The 16,544-nt window shown below is 32.3% G+C and carries 14 protein-coding genes and 1 tRNA gene; 12 read left to right on the top strand and 3 right to left on the bottom strand.

Annotation, left to right across the window (positions count from 1 at the left end; translation table 11 throughout):
- Nucleotides 1-5 precede the first annotated feature (5 nt).
- The 7 genes from AC37UB_RS03735 (at nt 6) to AC37UB_RS03705 (ending at nt 9,195) form a co-directional block, all read left to right on the top strand.
- Entirely contained in the window at nt 6-1,514 is a 1,509-nt protein-coding gene (locus tag AC37UB_RS03735; RefSeq protein ID WP_117973084.1) for an AcpB/EbpR/MafR family transcriptional regulator, read from the top strand.
- A 209-nt stretch (nt 1,515-1,723) separates the two neighbouring features.
- Nucleotides 1,724-3,565: an asparagine synthase (glutamine-hydrolyzing) gene (gene asnB / locus AC37UB_RS03730; protein WP_117973083.1), complete on the top strand. Its 1,842-nt coding sequence runs from the start codon at nt 1,724-1,726 to the stop codon at nt 3,563-3,565.
- Between the two features lie 20 nt (nt 3,566-3,585).
- Nucleotides 3,586-4,827, top strand: a complete 1,242-nt coding sequence (locus AC37UB_RS03725; protein WP_370448235.1) for a carboxylate--amine ligase — start codon at nt 3,586-3,588, stop codon at nt 4,825-4,827.
- 11 nt (nt 4,828-4,838) lie between these two features.
- Nucleotides 4,839-5,549 (top strand): aspartate/glutamate racemase family protein, encoded by a 711-nt coding sequence (locus AC37UB_RS03720; RefSeq protein WP_117973081.1) that lies wholly within the window; start codon nt 4,839-4,841, stop codon nt 5,547-5,549.
- Nucleotides 5,550-5,655: 106 nt separating this feature from the next.
- Nucleotides 5,656-7,614, top strand: a complete 1,959-nt coding sequence (locus AC37UB_RS03715; protein WP_490685342.1) for an alpha/beta hydrolase family protein — start codon at nt 5,656-5,658, stop codon at nt 7,612-7,614.
- Nucleotides 7,611-8,582: a biotin--[acetyl-CoA-carboxylase] ligase gene (locus tag AC37UB_RS03710; RefSeq protein ID WP_241699177.1), complete on the top strand. Its 972-nt coding sequence runs from the start codon at nt 7,611-7,613 to the stop codon at nt 8,580-8,582. Before AC37UB_RS03715 ends, AC37UB_RS03710 begins: the two co-directional genes overlap by 4 nt.
- A gap of 76 nt (nt 8,583-8,658) precedes the next feature.
- On the top strand, nt 8,659-9,195 hold the full coding sequence (locus AC37UB_RS03705) for a biotin transporter BioY (RefSeq protein WP_241699176.1): 537 nt from the start codon (nt 8,659-8,661) through the stop codon (nt 9,193-9,195).
- A gap of 140 nt (nt 9,196-9,335) precedes the next feature.
- Here AC37UB_RS03705 and AC37UB_RS03700 read toward each other — a convergent pair whose 3' ends face one another.
- A complete protein-coding gene (locus AC37UB_RS03700) occupies nt 9,336-10,223 on the bottom strand; it encodes a polysaccharide deacetylase family protein (RefSeq protein ID WP_117973077.1) in 888 nt (295 codons plus the stop codon).
- Nucleotides 10,224-10,361: 138 nt separating this feature from the next.
- On the opposite strand from AC37UB_RS03700, the gene recJ reads away from it, so the two are divergent.
- The gene (recJ, locus tag AC37UB_RS03695; RefSeq protein ID WP_147340779.1) at nt 10,362-12,671 is read left to right on the top strand and encodes a single-stranded-DNA-specific exonuclease RecJ; all 2,310 of its coding nucleotides are present in this window, start codon (nt 10,362-10,364) and stop codon (nt 12,669-12,671) included.
- A complete protein-coding gene (locus AC37UB_RS03690) occupies nt 12,668-13,180 on the top strand; it encodes an adenine phosphoribosyltransferase (protein WP_117973076.1) in 513 nt (170 codons plus the stop codon). The genes recJ and AC37UB_RS03690 overlap by 4 nt, the downstream gene beginning before the upstream one ends.
- Before the next feature lie 24 nt (nt 13,181-13,204).
- Here AC37UB_RS03690 and AC37UB_RS03685 read toward each other — a convergent pair whose 3' ends face one another.
- Entirely contained in the window at nt 13,205-13,732 is a 528-nt protein-coding gene (locus AC37UB_RS03685; RefSeq protein WP_490685341.1) for a P-loop NTPase family protein, read from the bottom strand.
- A gap of 171 nt (nt 13,733-13,903) precedes the next feature.
- On the opposite strand from AC37UB_RS03685, the gene AC37UB_RS03680 reads away from it, so the two are divergent.
- Nucleotides 13,904-13,976 (top strand) — tRNA-Thr (locus tag AC37UB_RS03680).
- 44 nt (nt 13,977-14,020) lie between these two features.
- On the opposite strand, the gene AC37UB_RS03675 is transcribed toward AC37UB_RS03680, so the two are convergent.
- Nucleotides 14,021-14,353 (bottom strand): zinc ribbon domain-containing protein YjdM, encoded by a 333-nt coding sequence (locus tag AC37UB_RS03675; RefSeq protein ID WP_117973074.1) that lies wholly within the window; start codon nt 14,351-14,353, stop codon nt 14,021-14,023.
- Between the two features lie 251 nt (nt 14,354-14,604).
- Between AC37UB_RS03675 and mltG the strand changes: the two genes are divergently transcribed.
- Both mltG and greA read left to right on the top strand, forming a co-directional pair.
- Nucleotides 14,605-15,810 carry an endolytic transglycosylase MltG gene (gene mltG, locus AC37UB_RS03670; RefSeq protein ID WP_490685376.1) on the top strand — a complete coding sequence of 402 codons (1,206 nt, stop codon included), beginning with the start codon at nt 14,605-14,607 and terminating at the stop codon, nt 15,808-15,810.
- A 171-nt stretch (nt 15,811-15,981) separates the two neighbouring features.
- Nucleotides 15,982-16,455: a transcription elongation factor GreA gene (gene greA, locus AC37UB_RS03665; protein ID WP_117973073.1), complete on the top strand. Its 474-nt coding sequence runs from the start codon at nt 15,982-15,984 to the stop codon at nt 16,453-16,455.
- Nucleotides 16,456-16,544 lie beyond the last annotated feature (89 nt).

Genomic DNA, 16,544 nt, shown 5'->3' with positions numbered 1-16,544 from the left:
AGCTGATGGAAAAGCAAATGTTTCGATTACTAAATTCGACAAACCAACAATTATTAACTATATTGGAACTGATTTCTGAAAATAAACGATGGTATACAACAAAAGAGATTGGATTACATATCAATGTTACTGAAAGAACAGCTCAAAGGTATATACACCAAATACGTGAATTGACGGTAGCATTTAATGATTACTCAACAAAAAATGTTATGATTTATTTTGAAAAATATCGTGGCATTTATCTAGAGAGTGAGTCTGGATACATTGAATTAAAGAATTATATTTTTGAGCAGGACGAGACCATTCAACTTTTAAAGCACCTTATTGTAGAAGATGGTGTAATCATTGATCAATACGTAGTAGACCATTATATTAGCGTTAATTCTGTTAAATCATCGCTTAAAAAAATTAAAGTTTTGTTTGAATTGTATGACTTGACTCTGTCTAGACAAACATACGCTATTATTGGCAATGAAAAACAAATCAGATTAATTATTTATATTATGATGTGGACATTATATAAAGGAATGAAGTGGCCATTTGAAACAATTAATGAGCATATTATGTATCAAACGGTTGATTTGTTTTCTGAAACGAATCACTTAACTTTTTCTGTTATTCAGAGAAAACAATTAGCTTACGTGCTATCAACAAATTTAATTCGTCTTAGAAAAAAACATTTTATAGAGATGGAAGAAGATTGGCGAAATTATGTTAATATGGATGTTTTACTTGAAAAATTATCCTTTTTGAAAAATTTAATGCAAGAATTTAATATTTATTCTGAGTCAGAAGTTTATTTTTATGCTGTTGTCTCACAAATTAAAACCAAATTTTACGAGTCTTCCATTTTTAAAGAGGAAATATTGTCTTATCATAAACGTCAACAATCAGACGTTTATTTGGCTACACAACAATTTATGGAATTGTTTCAAAAAACGTTTAGTAAGATACCAACTGATTTACTAGATCGTTTTTTTATTACCAGTTTTTGTGCACACATGTTTTCACGGTTATTTAAACGAGTTCATGTTGACGTGGATGGTCATTATGTTATTAATGAAATAAATGATCGGTATCCAGTTTTAAAACGTAAGATGTTAGAGATGATTCATCAGTTATATAAAGACACAGGAAATGATTTATTTCTGATGAAAGACTTTTTGTTACAAAAATATATTTTACTTTTTTCATCAGTTAAGCCATTAACATATTATGAATCAGAAATTACAATTTATCTCGATACAGATTTGCCCTATTTTGTAATACGAGATATAGAAGAAAGAATTATGCATCGTTATAAGTATGATTATCATATAGTATTCAAGACACTTAATGAAACAAAACGAATAGATTTGGTTTTAACTAATATTCCAAATACTTTAGAAGAAATGAATCGCTATTCTCCACATGTCCAATTATTTGATTATCCAATTAAAGAACGTGATTTAATAGACATTGGAAAAAAATTACAACTTTTGGTACAAGAGAAAAGTGACATGATTCGGCTTTAAGAAATATACGTTTCTTAAAGCCTTTTTTATCGCTTTGTTGTTGTATTCTTAATAAAATATTAAGAGATTTGTAGGGTTATCTTATTTTAATTTGAAACTATCTATTATATACTTTAATTTACAGGTGATTTGAAGTATACTTGATAGTTGAAGAATCATGAGTTACTTGTGATTAAAAGTTTTATTTATAAAAATTGGAGGACGAAAACATGTGTGGATTTGTCGGATATATGAACCAACCAGGTATTGATCCAACAGTCATCAAAAAAATGGCGGATCGTATTGTACATAGAGGACCAGATGATGAAGGATTTTACCAAGATGACGTTATCTCAATGGGATTTAGACGCCTATCAATTATTGATTTAAATCATGGACAACAACCAATGACTAACCAAACCAATACAAAAGTATTAACGTTTAATGGTGAAATATATAATTACGTAGAATTAAGAGAAGAATTACAAGAATTAGGTTACGAATTTAAAACAGAAGTGGATTCTGAAGTATTGATTCATGGCTATGATGCTTGGCAAGAGGGATTATTAGACCGTATTCGTGGAATGTACGCGTTTGTTATTTATGATTCTGAAAACGGTGAAGTCTTTGGAGCACGTGATCACTTTGGTATTAAACCTCTTTACTACTTTAAAAATGAGGATACCTTTATGTGGGGATCAGAAATAAAAGCCTTTTTAGATCACCCATCATTCGTTAAAGAATTAAATGAGGAATTATTACCAATTCATCTAAGTTTTGAATACATTCCAAGTGACGAAACATTATTCAAAAATGTTTATAAAGTTAATCCAGGTCATTATTTCAAATTTAAAAATAACGATTTAGAAGTGAATGAATACTATCACTTCACATTTGAAGAAGAACAAAAAATGACCATGGATGAAGCAAAACGTGACATTATCGATACAGTAGACGAATCAGTGAAAAAACACATGATTGCAGACGTTGAAGTGGGAAGTTTCTTATCAAGTGGGATTGATTCAAGCTACATTTTAAATGAAGCATCACAAGATAGAGATATCCAATCATTTTCATTAGGATTTGACGATAAAAACATCAGTGAATTAGAATGGGCACAAGAATTTGCAAAAGAAATTGACCAAAAAAATACAGCTATCATGATTAATGATGAAGATTTCTTTGGTATTATTCCTAAGGCAATGTATCACATGGATGAGCCTTTATCTAACCCTTCTGCGATTCAATTGTATTTCTTATCAAAAGAAACAAGTAAGCATGTAAAAGTGGCTTTGTCTGGAGAAGGAGCCGATGAATTTTTCGGTGGCTATAATACCTATTTAGAAGCAGGAACATTTAAAAAATATGAAAAGTTTACGACACGAAATATGCGTCAATTGTTCGCTCAAACAGCGAAACGTTTGCCACATTTTCATGGTCGCCGTTTCTTAATTCGTGGGGCACAAGATATCAGTGAACGTTATTATCGTGTGAATTATGTGTTTAACGAAGCAGAAAGAAATGACTTGCTAAAAGATACGCGTTTTAACAAATCTTCATCGTTATATGTAAAAGATTTATTTGATGAAGCAAAAAGCAAAGATGATGTCACTAAAATGCAACATTTTGATATTCATGGATGGTTAGCTTATGATATTTTACATAAAGCAGACCGTATGAGTATGGCTAATTCATTAGAGGTTAGAACACCTTTAGTGGATAAAGAAGTGGCTGAAATTGCAAAGCGTATGCCAACTGATACGCGTGTTGACATGAAAAACGGTGTGACAAAAATTGCTTGGCGCGAAGCTTCTGAAGCTAAATTACCCGATCGCATTGTAAATCGTGAAAAATTAGGATTCCCGTCACCACTTGCTTCATGGTTAAAAGAAGATAAATACCAAGAGATGTTAAAAGACGCATTTAATTCTGATATTGCAAAAGAATTCTTTAATGTCGATTACTTAAATCGTTTATTAGAAGAACAAAAACAAGGAATAGCAAATATGCAAAAAATATTTACTATTTACACATTTATTGTTTGGTACCGAGTTTATTTTATTGAAAATTAATTAGAAGAAGGGAACCGATTATATTGACTCAAAAACAAGATTTTATCCCAGTGTTGTTAGGGGGAGATTTGAATCTGTATGGGATGGCCCGCTCATTTTATGACATTACAAATAAACCAGTCCGGACAATCGCCAGCGCCTCTATTGCACCAACAAAACATACGAAAATATTAGCTATCGAAGTTGTACCAAGTTTTGATACAGATCCAACGTTTATCGAAACCATGAGAGAAGTCGCAAAAGAGTATAAAGATTCTGATGTGCCAGTTATTTTGATGGGAATGGGAGATTGGTATACAGAACTTATCTCAAAACATTTAGAGGAATTATCTGAAACGTTTGTTTGCCCATACATCAATAAAGAGTTAGAAAAACAATTAGTTAATAAGCAAGATTTTTATGATATTTGCGAAAAGTATGATTTACCCTATCCAAAAACGAAAATTATCACTCGTCGTATGGTGGAAAATTCTGAAGCTACACAGCCTTTTGATTTTCCGATTGCGTTAAAACCAGCAAACAGTGTGTCATGGAATGATTTTACCGATCCGATTAAGGAAAAAGTTTATATTATTGACAATATGACAGAATATAATCGTGTTATTCATGGCATCTATGGAGCTGGATACAAAGACAATTTAATCTTACAAGAATTTGTGGAGGGCAATGAAAGTCCAATGCGTGTGTTAAATTGTTATGTTGACAAAAATCATCAAGTAAAAATGATGTGTTTAGGTCATCCATTACTTGAAGACCCGACACCACTTGGTATTGGCAATTACTTAGCTATTATGCCTGATTATAATGAAGCGATTTATAAACAAGTAAAAGACTTTTTAGAAGATATTAAATACACAGGTTTTGCAAACTTTGATTTGAAATATGACATTAAAGACAATACCTTTAAATTCTTTGAAATTAATTTAAGACAAGGAAGAAGTAGTTTCTTTGTAACGCTTAATGGATTAAACCTAGCTGAGTGGGTTGTGAGAGATTATATTTATGATGATTTAAAAGATAGTGATACAGTTTATGCCAACATCCCAGATGATAAGGGGCAACTATGGCTAAATGTACCAATCGATATTTTTGATAAATATGTTCCTGAAACACAATATAAAGATATTGCTAGAGAGATGATAGCCGATAAACGCTATGGTTATACTTTCTATTATGATGGAGATCGTAGTTTAGGTCGTTATTTATTGCTTCAGCGTATGTTTAGGTATTATCGAAAAGCGTTTAAAAAATATGGTAAGTAAGGTGGGATGATATGGAACATTTCTTTACCGTCATTGGAGGTATGGGAACTAAAGCAACAGAATTATATGTCAAGATGGTGAATGATAAAACACCAGCCGAAAAAGACCAAGATTATTTAAATTATGTTTTAGTTAATTATGCCACTATTCCTGATAGAAGTTCTTATATAATGGATAAAGAAAATAATGAAAATCCATTACCATACTTACTTGATGTGATTAAAACATATGATAAGTTATCGCCAGATTTCTTTGTTTTAACCTGTAATACAGCGCATTATTTTTTTGATGAGTTAGAAAAAGCAACAGACAAACCACTTCTTCATATGCCAAAATTGGCTATTTCAAGAGTCAGTGATGCGTATGCAAAAAATGCACGTGTCGGGATTATTGGGACAGAAGGAACGATAAAAAATAAGATTTATGATCCTTTTATTGAAGAAGCTGGTTTCAACGTCGTTCATCCAACAAAAGATATCCAAGATAAAGTGAGTACGTTAATTTTTGATAAAATTAAACACTTAGATCAATTAGATCATGACTTATATCATGAAATACTTGATGATATGTTTAATGAACTAAACTGTGATGTCATAGTGTTAGGTTGTACAGAATTATCTATGATGGAAGACGCTGAAAATCAGATGAATGAGCATGTCATTGATCCACAAAATGTCTTAGCAGAAGAAACAGTGGCACTAGCTTTACAAAATAGAAAATAATAAAAAGATGACCTTATCTGCGGATGATGTCATCTTTTTTTGTGTAAAACTAGTATATTTTTAAGGGTTGATTTACAATGAGACTAATAAAGAAAGGAATGAGTCTATGAAAACAATAACGAAAGAAAGTTTATTTGAACTAAATAGTTTATCCCAACCTATTTCAGTGAGAAATATCATCTTTTTTATGGAGCATTCGATTAATAAAGAGAGTAATCAATACGAATCTCGTATTTATAGTGTAGATAAACAGACAAAAGAGCGTCGATTATGGAGTGGTGAGGAGACTTCAATTAGTCAGTTGAAAATATCACCAAATAAAAAATGGCTAAGCTATGTGAGTAAAGTTGGCAAAAAACTTTATTTAAAAATCCAATCACTAGATGGAGGTAGTGCCTATAGTTTGATGCAGAAAGATTCTTTTTCGGATTACATTTGGAATGAATCAAGTAGTGCGATTTATTTTGTCCAAACGAAATCAATTGGTGAAAAGAAAGAAGAAAAGATTTTAGAGCAACCAAAAAGATGGAATAAATTGATTTATAAACTAGATGGAGCTGGATTATTAGACTTGAACGCGACGTATCAATTAAGTAAGATAATGCTAGCAACGAAAGAAGAAAGCATCCTATTTGAAACTACTGATGAAATCAATTTAACCTATGTTTCTAAAGATGAAAGCTATGTGTTACTTGGACGAGATAAAGAACCACAAGATGAGTGGGATTATGGTAGTACATTGTATAAATATGATTTATCAACAAAATCTCTGATGAATTTAACAGAGTCATTGCCTAAAGGAAGTTTTTATTATGGTAAAATGAATCCTACTGAAGAAGATTTATTATTAGTTGGAAATACCTTTGAATATGGTTTTGTTACCCAAAATAAATTGTATCACTATGACATGAAAAGTGGTTTCTTAACCTGTTTAACTGAAAGCTTAGATGAAGAAGTAGGTGACGCTATTGTTGGAGATTTCCAACAACAAGTAAGAGGAGTCGATATTGACTTTTTAACTTCTGATACTTTTATTTTCCCCGTGACTCATCATGGTAAAATTGTGTTATACAAGGGTGATTTTGATGGTAATTTAAAAAAAATATATGATGAAAAAAATCATCTAACAGATGCGTATTTAACAGGTAGTGAACTGATTGTGACGTATTCAACATTAATAGAGCCATCAGTTTTAGCGACTTTATCTTTAGAAGATGTCACATTAAAAACAGTATACAATCCAAATGAGTTAATTTTAAAAGATATGATATTATCAACACCACAAGAGTTTTGGTACGAATCTGAGGAGGATGTATCCGTTCAGGGATGGTATGTGCCACCTGTATTAAGTGAAAAACAGCATCCAGCCGTTCTATATATTCATGGTGGGCCTCAAGTATGTTATGGTGAAACGTTCTTCCATGAAATGCAATACCATGCGGCAAATGGTTATGGCGTGATTATGTTAAATCCAAGAGGTGGACAAGGTTACGGCCAGGAATTTGTTAGTGCGATATTAGGAGATTATGGCAATAAAGACTATACGGATTTGATGGTAGGGTTAGATGCTGTGTTAACAGAACATCCTGAAATTGATGAGAAAAAATTAGTGGTTGCTGGTGGAAGTTATGGAGGCTTTATGACAAACTGGATTGTTGGCCATTCTAAACGATTTCAAGCGGCAGTGACACAACGTTCTATTTCTAACTGGATTAGTTTTTATGGGACAAGTGATATTGGGGCATTCTTCGTAAAATATCAGTTATTAACTGATTTCCCAAATATTTCAGATATGTGGAAGTTATCACCATTAGCTTACGTAGAACATGCGCAAACACCTTTACTTGTTTTACATGGAGAAGACGATTTACGTTGTCCAAAAGAGCAAGGTGAGCAGATGTATACAGCGATGAAACGCTTTAACGTGCCTACTGAAATGGTTGTGTATCCGAAATCGAGTCATGGCTTATCAAGAGGAGGATTACCTCGTTTACGTTTAGCTCGTCTGACAGATATTTCATCATGGTTTGATAAGCATTTAAACAATGGAGAGACAATAAAATGAGTGTAAAAGACAAAACATTAGCAATGTTAGAAAATCATCGGGGAGAGTTTTTCTCCGGTGAAAAACTAGCTGAAACATTAGGTGTTTCAAGAAATGCTGTTTGGAAGGCGGTTAAACAATTAGAAACAGAAGGCTATCCAATTAAAGCCGTAAAAAGTAAAGGGTATTCACTAGAAGAAACAAGTGATAAGTTGTCTCTGCAGGGAATGTTACCATTTTTGGATAAGTCGATTGATTCAAGTTTAATTCAAGTTTATGAGTCGATTGATTCAACCAATAATTTAGCAAAAGAGTTAGCTGTGTCAGGAGCTGCAAATGGGACAGTGATTATTGCAAACGAACAAACAAAGGGGCGTGGAAGATATGGGAAAACATTTGAATCGCCAAAAGATTCAGGTATTTATATGAGTATCATACTAAGACCTGAAGAGATGCCGCAAATTGATCCATCTCTTATGACAGCCTATTCAGCGGTTGTTGTCTCAGAAGTGTTAGAACAATTATCCGGTGAAATAATAGGTATAAAATGGGTTAATGATTTGTTTTTAAATGGAAAAAAAGTATGTGGTATCTTAACAGAGGCGGTTAGTAATTTAGAAACTGGACGTTTAGATTGGATTGTAGTCGGTATTGGTATTAATGTATCAACTAAATCTGAGCTATTTTCAAAAAACGTTCAATCTGTTGCAACAGCATTGTTTAACAATAAAAATACGATAAGAAATAAAATTGCTGCTAACGTTATCAATCAATTTTTCTTACAAGCTTCTAACATGATGCAAAAAAGTATGATGCAACAGTATCGTGAAAAATCTATCGTAGTTGGTCAACTGGTTTCCATTGTGTCAGGAGCAGATTCTTATGTTGCTCAAGTGGAAGATATTAAAGATAATGGCTCTTTGATGATTAAATTGTCTAATGGGGAAACAAGAGAGTTGAGATTTGGTGAAGTGTCGTTAAAACTATAATAGTCACCTTTTTTTATTTTTTTAGTTGACTAACCTTTTCTTTTTGTTATAATAAAAAATGAAAAGGGGAGAAATAATGACAAAATTTAAAACATTTGATTTAACAAAAATTGCTTTATTTACTGCTGTGATAGTTGTCTTATCACAAATTAGTATTCCAATGCCATATGGTGTCCCAATGACGTTACAAACATTTATTATTCCATTGGCAGGCGTATTACTTGGAAAAAGATCAGGCACTATGTCCACAATATTATATGTTTTGTTAGGATTAATTGGTTTGCCTGTTTTTGCAGGATTTTCTGGAGGAGCTGCTATTGTATTTGGTCCAACAGGAGGTTTTATTTTAAGTTTTCCCATTATGGCATATATTGCAGGTTGGTTTGCAGAACGTGAGAATATTGTGTTCCTATATATAGGATTATTTTTAGGAGCGATGATTAATTTTTTAGTAGGCTTTATTGTGTTTCATCTTGTAACGGGAAGTAGCTTATCTGTGGCTTTTGCAGCAACAGTGTTACCATTTATTCCAACAACAATTATAAAAGTTATTGTCATTGGATTGGTATCACAAAAATTAAGACCGTTAGTAAAAAATAAAGTATTAGTATAGAAAAAAAGTTGACTAGAAAGCCTTAAAATAGAAAAAAAACCATGAAATCCGTTAATTCCAACGTTGATTTCATGGGTTTTTTATTTTGTTAGTTGAGTGTTTTTATTTAAAAAATCATTTTCTAGTCAGTCTTTTTTGTGTTATTGAGCTGATAGTAGGTAGTTTCCAAAGGCTTCTTTGTCATATCCGGGAGAAATTCTAACACGTTTTAAAGCAAATAAGCCATCATTCTTACTAGCATATCCAGGTTCGGTAGTCAGTGCTAATTTATACCCCACATTTTCTGCTTCTTTTTCAACTCGTTCATCATATCGACCAGCTGGATAACAAACGACTGATGTATTCTGATTTAGAGTAGTATCCATCCAAGTTTTAGAATCTGCTAGCTCTGTATGAATTTGTTCATCACTTAATGTGTTTAAATCCAAATGGCTTACAGTATGACTTTCGATTGAAATAAAGCCACTGTCAATCATTTTTTTCATATCGTCTTCATGAAAATAATATTGATTATCTAGTTTTGAGGTAATGTAATTAATAGTCGCATTCATTTTTAAATCTTCTAATATTGGAAAGCCTTCAGTAAAATTATTTAAGTAACCGTCATCTAAAGTAACCCAAACGATATTTTCTTTTGGTTTTTTATTTTCTGTTAATACAACGTAGGCCTCTTCAGGAGTTAACGTATAATAATCATGTTCTTTCAACCATTCCATATGTTGTTTAAATTCTTCAGGTGGGAGTTTCAAGGTGTTACCATCATCACTTTTAGTTAAACTATGATACATTAAAATTGGAAAAGAAATAGTTGTATCGCTGGTTATCCAATTAGACGTATCAATGTCACCAGAATGTTTTTTCTTTTCAGATGTCTGAGTTGTTTCTTGGTTTGCTACATCAACTAAACTAGATGATGCGGTTGTTTTAGCAGTCTTTAGTTGATTATGTGGTTGAAATAATTTTACACCCAAAATAATAAGTTCAACAGATAATAGGATAACTAAAAACCATAGTATTTTTTTCTTCATTTGTTGCCTCCTTGTCTTGTCTATAGTATCAAAGCACTCTTTAGATTGGCAAGTATTTGTTGAAAGAATTGAGCTATGTTAAACTGTTTAAGGTGAGTTAAGCAGAATTAATAGATAAAATAGAATGGAAGTGTTTGGGTGAAACAATCTCAATTTAAATGGGAAGAGCAATCATTATCTGAAGAACAACAACAACTTATTGAAGTGTTTAAAGAAAATAAATTTTCTCCAATTATGAGTGAATTATTAGTAAAACGTGGTGTATCAACTTTAGAAGAAGCACAATCTTTTTTGACCCCTACATTAGCAGCTACACATGACCCTTTTTTGTTATACGATATGGACAAAGCCGTTAGTCGTATTCAACAAGCTATCGAACAAGGCGAAAAAATCTTAATATATGGTGATTATGATGCAGATGGTATTACCAGCACAACTGTGTTAAAAGAAGCAATTGAATTGATTGGTGGAGAAGTAGAGTATTATTTACCAGATCGATTTGTTGATGGGTATGGACCTAATATAGAAGTCTATCAATATTATATTAATCAAGGAATTAATTTAATTGTGACAGTCGATAATGGTGTGAGTGGTCATGAAGCGTTAATGTTTGCAAAAGAGCAAGGAGTAGATGTGATTGTCACAGATCATCATGAGTTGCCAGCTGAATTACCTGAAGCGTATGCAATTATTCACCCAAGACATCCGTTGGGAGAGTATCCATTTAAAGATTTAGCAGGAGTTGGTGTAGCATTTAAAGTTGCCACTGCCCTTTTAGGTGAAATTCCTATGGAAAGCTTAGATTTAGTGGCAATTGGAACAGTAGCTGATTTAGTTTCTTTAACTGGAGAAAATAGAATATTAGTTAGTTCCGGATTGAAAATATTAAAACAAACTGAGCGAGTTGGCTTGCATGCTTTAGCAGAAATTGGGAACTTAGATTTAGCCAATGCAAATGAAGAAGCGATTGGATTTGGCATTGCCCCTAGATTAAATGCAATGGGACGATTAAAAAGTGCTATGCCAGCTGTAGAGTTAATGACAACATTTGATGATGAAGAGGCAATGAGTATTGCAACAGATATTCAAGAAACCAATGCTGAACGTCAAGCTTTAGTTAAAGATATTACAAAAGATGCTTTAGAAATGGTTGATGCTATGGGAGAGTTGCCTATCTATGTTTTGTATAAAGAAGAGTGGCATGAAGGGGTATTAGGTATTGTTGCAAGCCACATTGTCAGACAAACACAACGACCAACCATTGTTTTAACGAAAAACAATGATACACAATTATTAAAAGGATCTGGAAGAAGTATTGCTAACATTGATTTATTTCAAGTTTTATCACAAATAAAAGAGCAATTTGTGTCTTTTGGTGGACATCATATGGCAGCAGGGCTATCATTTGAGTCGGGTAAATTAGATGAAATTAAGAATGATTTGATTAAGATTGTGTCTCCTTTAATAACGGATGAAACCAAAGAAATTTTAACAATTGATGCGAGACTTGAACTCTCAGATATTTCAGTTGAACTAATTGAGGAATTAACTCAGTTATCTCCTTTTGGAACAGGTAACCCATCACCACATTTTTTATTTGAAAAAAATCAAGTGAATGGAATGAAAAAAATTGGGACAGATAACAATCATCTAAAGGGACAATTAGTTCAGACTACTAGTCAAATTGATTGTATTGCATTTGGAAAAGGGGATGCAATAGATGAACTAGTGACAGGGGAATCGGTTGATGTAGTAGGAAAGTTATCCATTAATGAGTGGAATGGGTTTAGGAAAGCTCAATTAATGATGGAAGATTATCAGGTATCTGGCATTCAAATTTTTGATATGCGTGGTGGCAAAACCAATGATTTTGATCAGCTATCAATTAATCCTGCTTATGTCATTTTTAATGATGAAACGCCCGTAGATAATATACCGACAGATCGTTTGTATCATGTTAAAACTAAAAAAGATATTGAGATTTTAAAACAATTTAAAGAGATGGTGTTTGTTGATTGCCCATATGATTTAGAAGTAGTTTCATCTTTAGTGTCATTGTGTGATATTCATCGTTTGTACTTGTGGATAAACGTCTCGACAGAACATTATTTATCAGGCGTTCCAACACGAGAACAGTTTAGTAAAGTGTTTAAATTGGTTCAAACGCAAGAAAGTCTAGATGTGCGTTATAAATTAATAGAGCTATCCAATTATCTACAAATATCTAAAAATCATTTAATTTTTATCATAAAAGTGTTTTTTGATTTAGGATTTGTTACAATAGAAGATGGTTTGATGAGTAAAGTTGCCAATCCTAGTGCTAAAGCTTTAGAAGAAAGTGACGTTTATCAAGCCTACCTACATAAAATTGACATGGAAAAACTATTTTTATATAGTAATGTAGCAGATATTCGTCATTGGATATCGCAACAGGAGGAAGACAGATGAATTTAAAAGATTATATTGCTAGTATCCCTAATTACCCTCAAGAAGGTGTTGTCTTTAGAGATATTTCGCCGTTAATGGGAGACGGAGCAGCCTATCAAGAAGCCACAAACCAAATTGTAACATATGCTAAAGAACGTGGAGCTGAAATGGTTGTTGGACCAGAAGCTCGTGGTTTTATTATTGGTTGTCCAGTTGCTTATGAACTAGGTATAGGGTTTGCACCAGCTCGTAAAAAAGGAAAATTACCTCGTGAAACGATTGAAGTAGACTATGGTTTAGAATATGGTGAAGCAACATTAACACTTCATAAAGATGCGATTAAACCCGGTCAAAAAGTGATTATTTGTGATGATTTATTGGCAACAGGCGGTACAATTGCAGCCACAATTGAATTAGTGGAGCAATTAGGTGGGGAAGTAGTTGGATGTGCTTTCTTAGTGGAATTAAATGAGTTAAATGGTAGAAAAAAAATTGAAGATTATGATATTCTAGCATTAATGGATTTCTAGATATAGAAAAAAACGATAAGGAAGCTATTTCTTATCGTTTTTTTTGTTTGTAGAGTAAAAATATTGTCGTAATTCTCTGTGGACGCGTTTTATATCTTCAGGGGACTCTAAAATTAACAATTTACCGTGGTCAGTAGTTAAATTTTTTTTAATATCTGGTAGACGTTTTTTGAAACGGTTGTTCCATTTATAAAGTTTGAACATACGTTTAATGGTTTTTTTTCGTTGAGTCAATGTTTTATTTTTAGTAAAACATTGAGTAAAAGCTCTCTTGGTAACACGATACTGTGTCAGATAGATAGGATAATCAAGAATGATAATTAAATCTGCTTCTTTTGTCGCTTTGTCTGTCCAATGACTAACTTGAACGCCTTCTACAATCCAATTAGGTAGTTCAGAAAGACGGGTATTAAGTTGATGGTAACGCTTGTTTTTATCTTTTATTTTTAAGTAGTCATCTAAAGAGATTCCTTGTATGTGATACTTTTCTTGAAGCTTAATAGCTAAAGATGTTTTACCGCTACCTGCATACCCAATAATTCGTATTTTCATTCTAATTTGATTCTCCAGTCAATCTTTCTGTACATATCGTACAATAAATGCGGGTCTTTTTCAATAAAATACACTAATAAAAAAATTAATGATAAAAGAAGTGGTGATATTATTAAATTGTTTGTTGACAATTTTTAGTATCATGGGTATGATATGGAGTGTAATTTAATTGCCGCCTTAGCTCAGCTGGTAGAGCACCACCATGGTAAGGTGGGGGTCGTCGGTTCAAGTCCGACAGGTGGCTTACAAAGAAGAAATATCACTAGGATGATTTCCTAGTGATATTTTTTATAGTTTTTTAACAAATTCAGATTTTAATTTCATTGGTCCAAATCCATCAACTTTACAGTCAATGTCATGATCGCCTTCTACTAAGCGAATATTTTTAACTTTAGTTCCTTGTTTGATTGGTTGACTAGCGCCTTTTACTTTTAAGTCTTTGATAACTGTGACTGAGTCACCATCTACTAACGGATTTCCAAACGCATCTTTTTTTACAATCTCTGTTATTTTTTCTTCTTCTTTAGACCATTCATGTGCACATTCAGGACATACATACATTAGTCCATCCTCGTATGTGTAAGTTGATTGGCATTCTGGGCAATTTGGTAATGTTTCCACTGTCTTACCCTCCTTTCGACCATTTATTTTATTGTATCTTATTTGTTATAAAAAAGAAAGTTGCATTTAAAAAGTTAAAGATTCATGTTTAAATATAATAAGGTATTTGGATTTTTATTATAATCATGTATAATGATAGAAGCAAATTTAAATAAAAGGAGGCCCCTTTTTTGACTGATAAAAATGATGACTTTAATCGTGAAGATGAACATAAGACGGGAAAAGAGTTGAAGGATTATGTTCTTGACTCAATGCAGTCAGAGGATGCAGAAAAAGAAGAACCAACCAATCATACAACAAATGATACCTATAAACGTAGTAGAGAAAGAATTTCTAGTAGAAGGCAAGAACAAAGCTATAAGGGACGTAAAAAAGAAAATAACATGGTAAAAAAAATTGTACTAATTATTGTAGCCGTTCTTATTTTGACATTATCTATTGCTGGATTTTATGCGTATCAATATTTTACATCTAGCCTAAAGCCGTTAGATAGTAGTAATCAAAAATTAGTCCAAGTGGAGATTCCTCAAGGGAGTAGTAGCAAGCAAATTGGTCAAATATTAGAAAAAAATAAAATCATTAAAAGTGGTTTGGTTTTCTCATATTATGTCAAGATGAATAATAAAGCAAACTTCCAAGCAGGTTATTATCAAATGTCTCCAAGTATGACATTAGAAGCAATTACCAATAGTCTAGAAGAAGGTGGAACGGATGAGCCAGTATCGTTAGCAGATGCTAAAATCACAGTTCCTGAAGGATATTCTGTTGATCAAATTGCTGAATTATTTAGTAAAGAAACGAAATTGCCTAAAGATGATTTCCTAAATGTCATGAAAGATGAGGATTTCTTTAATGAATTAGTCAAAAAATACCCTGATCTCCTAACTAGTGCAAAAGAAGCTAAAGATGTCAGGTATCGTTTGGAAGGGTATCTATATCCTGCTACCTATTACTACTATAAAGATGTCCCAATTAAAGATATGATAACGCAAATGGTTGATAAAACGAATCAAGTATTAGCTCCATATTATGACCAAATTAAAGAGAAAAAAATGACAGTACAAGAAGTATTAACACTTGCTTCTTTAGTTGAAAAAGAAGGTGTAACGCCTGATGACCGACGTAAAATTGCTCAAGTCTTTTTAAATCGATTGGCAATCGATATGCCGATTCAATCTGATATATCGATTCTTTATGCGATGGATGAGCATAAAGTTCATCTATCTGAAAAAGATACACAAGTTGATTCACCATATAACTTGTATACTAATAAAGGGACTGGACCAGGGCCATTTAATAACCCTAGTCAACAAGCTATTGAATCTGTTCTAAATCCAGAAGCAACGGATGCTCTATATTTTTTAGCTGATGTATCAACGGGTAAAGTGTACTACGCTAAAACATATGATGAACATTTAGCGAATAAAAAAGAGTATATTGATGACAAAAATAATTAATTTTTATGATATTAAACGTTTCATAAAATAAAGAGTTTACATTTTTCAAACAACGTGGTATTGTGTTTTGTATATTAAATAGGGTAAGCTTTTCTGATACGAATTTATCAGGAAAGCTATTCCTTTATTAGAAAATAAGCTAATATAAATTAGTTAAGGAGAAGTGAGAGTATTATGGAAAAAGTCTATCCTGTGACTTTAGAAGGTAAATTAAAATTAGAAGAAGAATTAGAAATGCTAAAAACAGTCAAACGTAAAGAGATTGTTGAACGCATCAAGATTGCAAGAAGTTTTGGTGATTTATCTGAAAACTCTGAATATGAATCAGCTAAAGATGAACAAGCCTTTGTAGAAGGTCGTATTACAACGTTGGAAAACATGATTCGCTTTGCACAAATTATTGATAGCAACAGTGCTGATAAAGATACGGTATCTTTGGGTAGAACTATAACGTTTGTTGAATTACCTGATGGTGAAGAAGAAGAATACACAATTGTTGGTAGTGCAGAAGCAGATCCATTTGAAGGGAAAATTTCAAATGACTCTCCAATTGCTAAAGCGTTATTAGGGCATAAGTTAAATGATATTGTTAAAATTGAAACACCAGGTGGAAGCATGGATGTTAAAATACAAAAAATTTCTTAAAAGTTATGCTATAGCATAACTTTTTCTTTTGAATTTAAGACTTAAGTCTGATGGAAGATTCAATCTTTTGAAGTTGTGTGATCTATTTA

This window comes from Vagococcus changpingensis (assembly GCF_058211775.1).
This window is presented reverse-complemented; position numbering and strand designations above follow the sequence as displayed.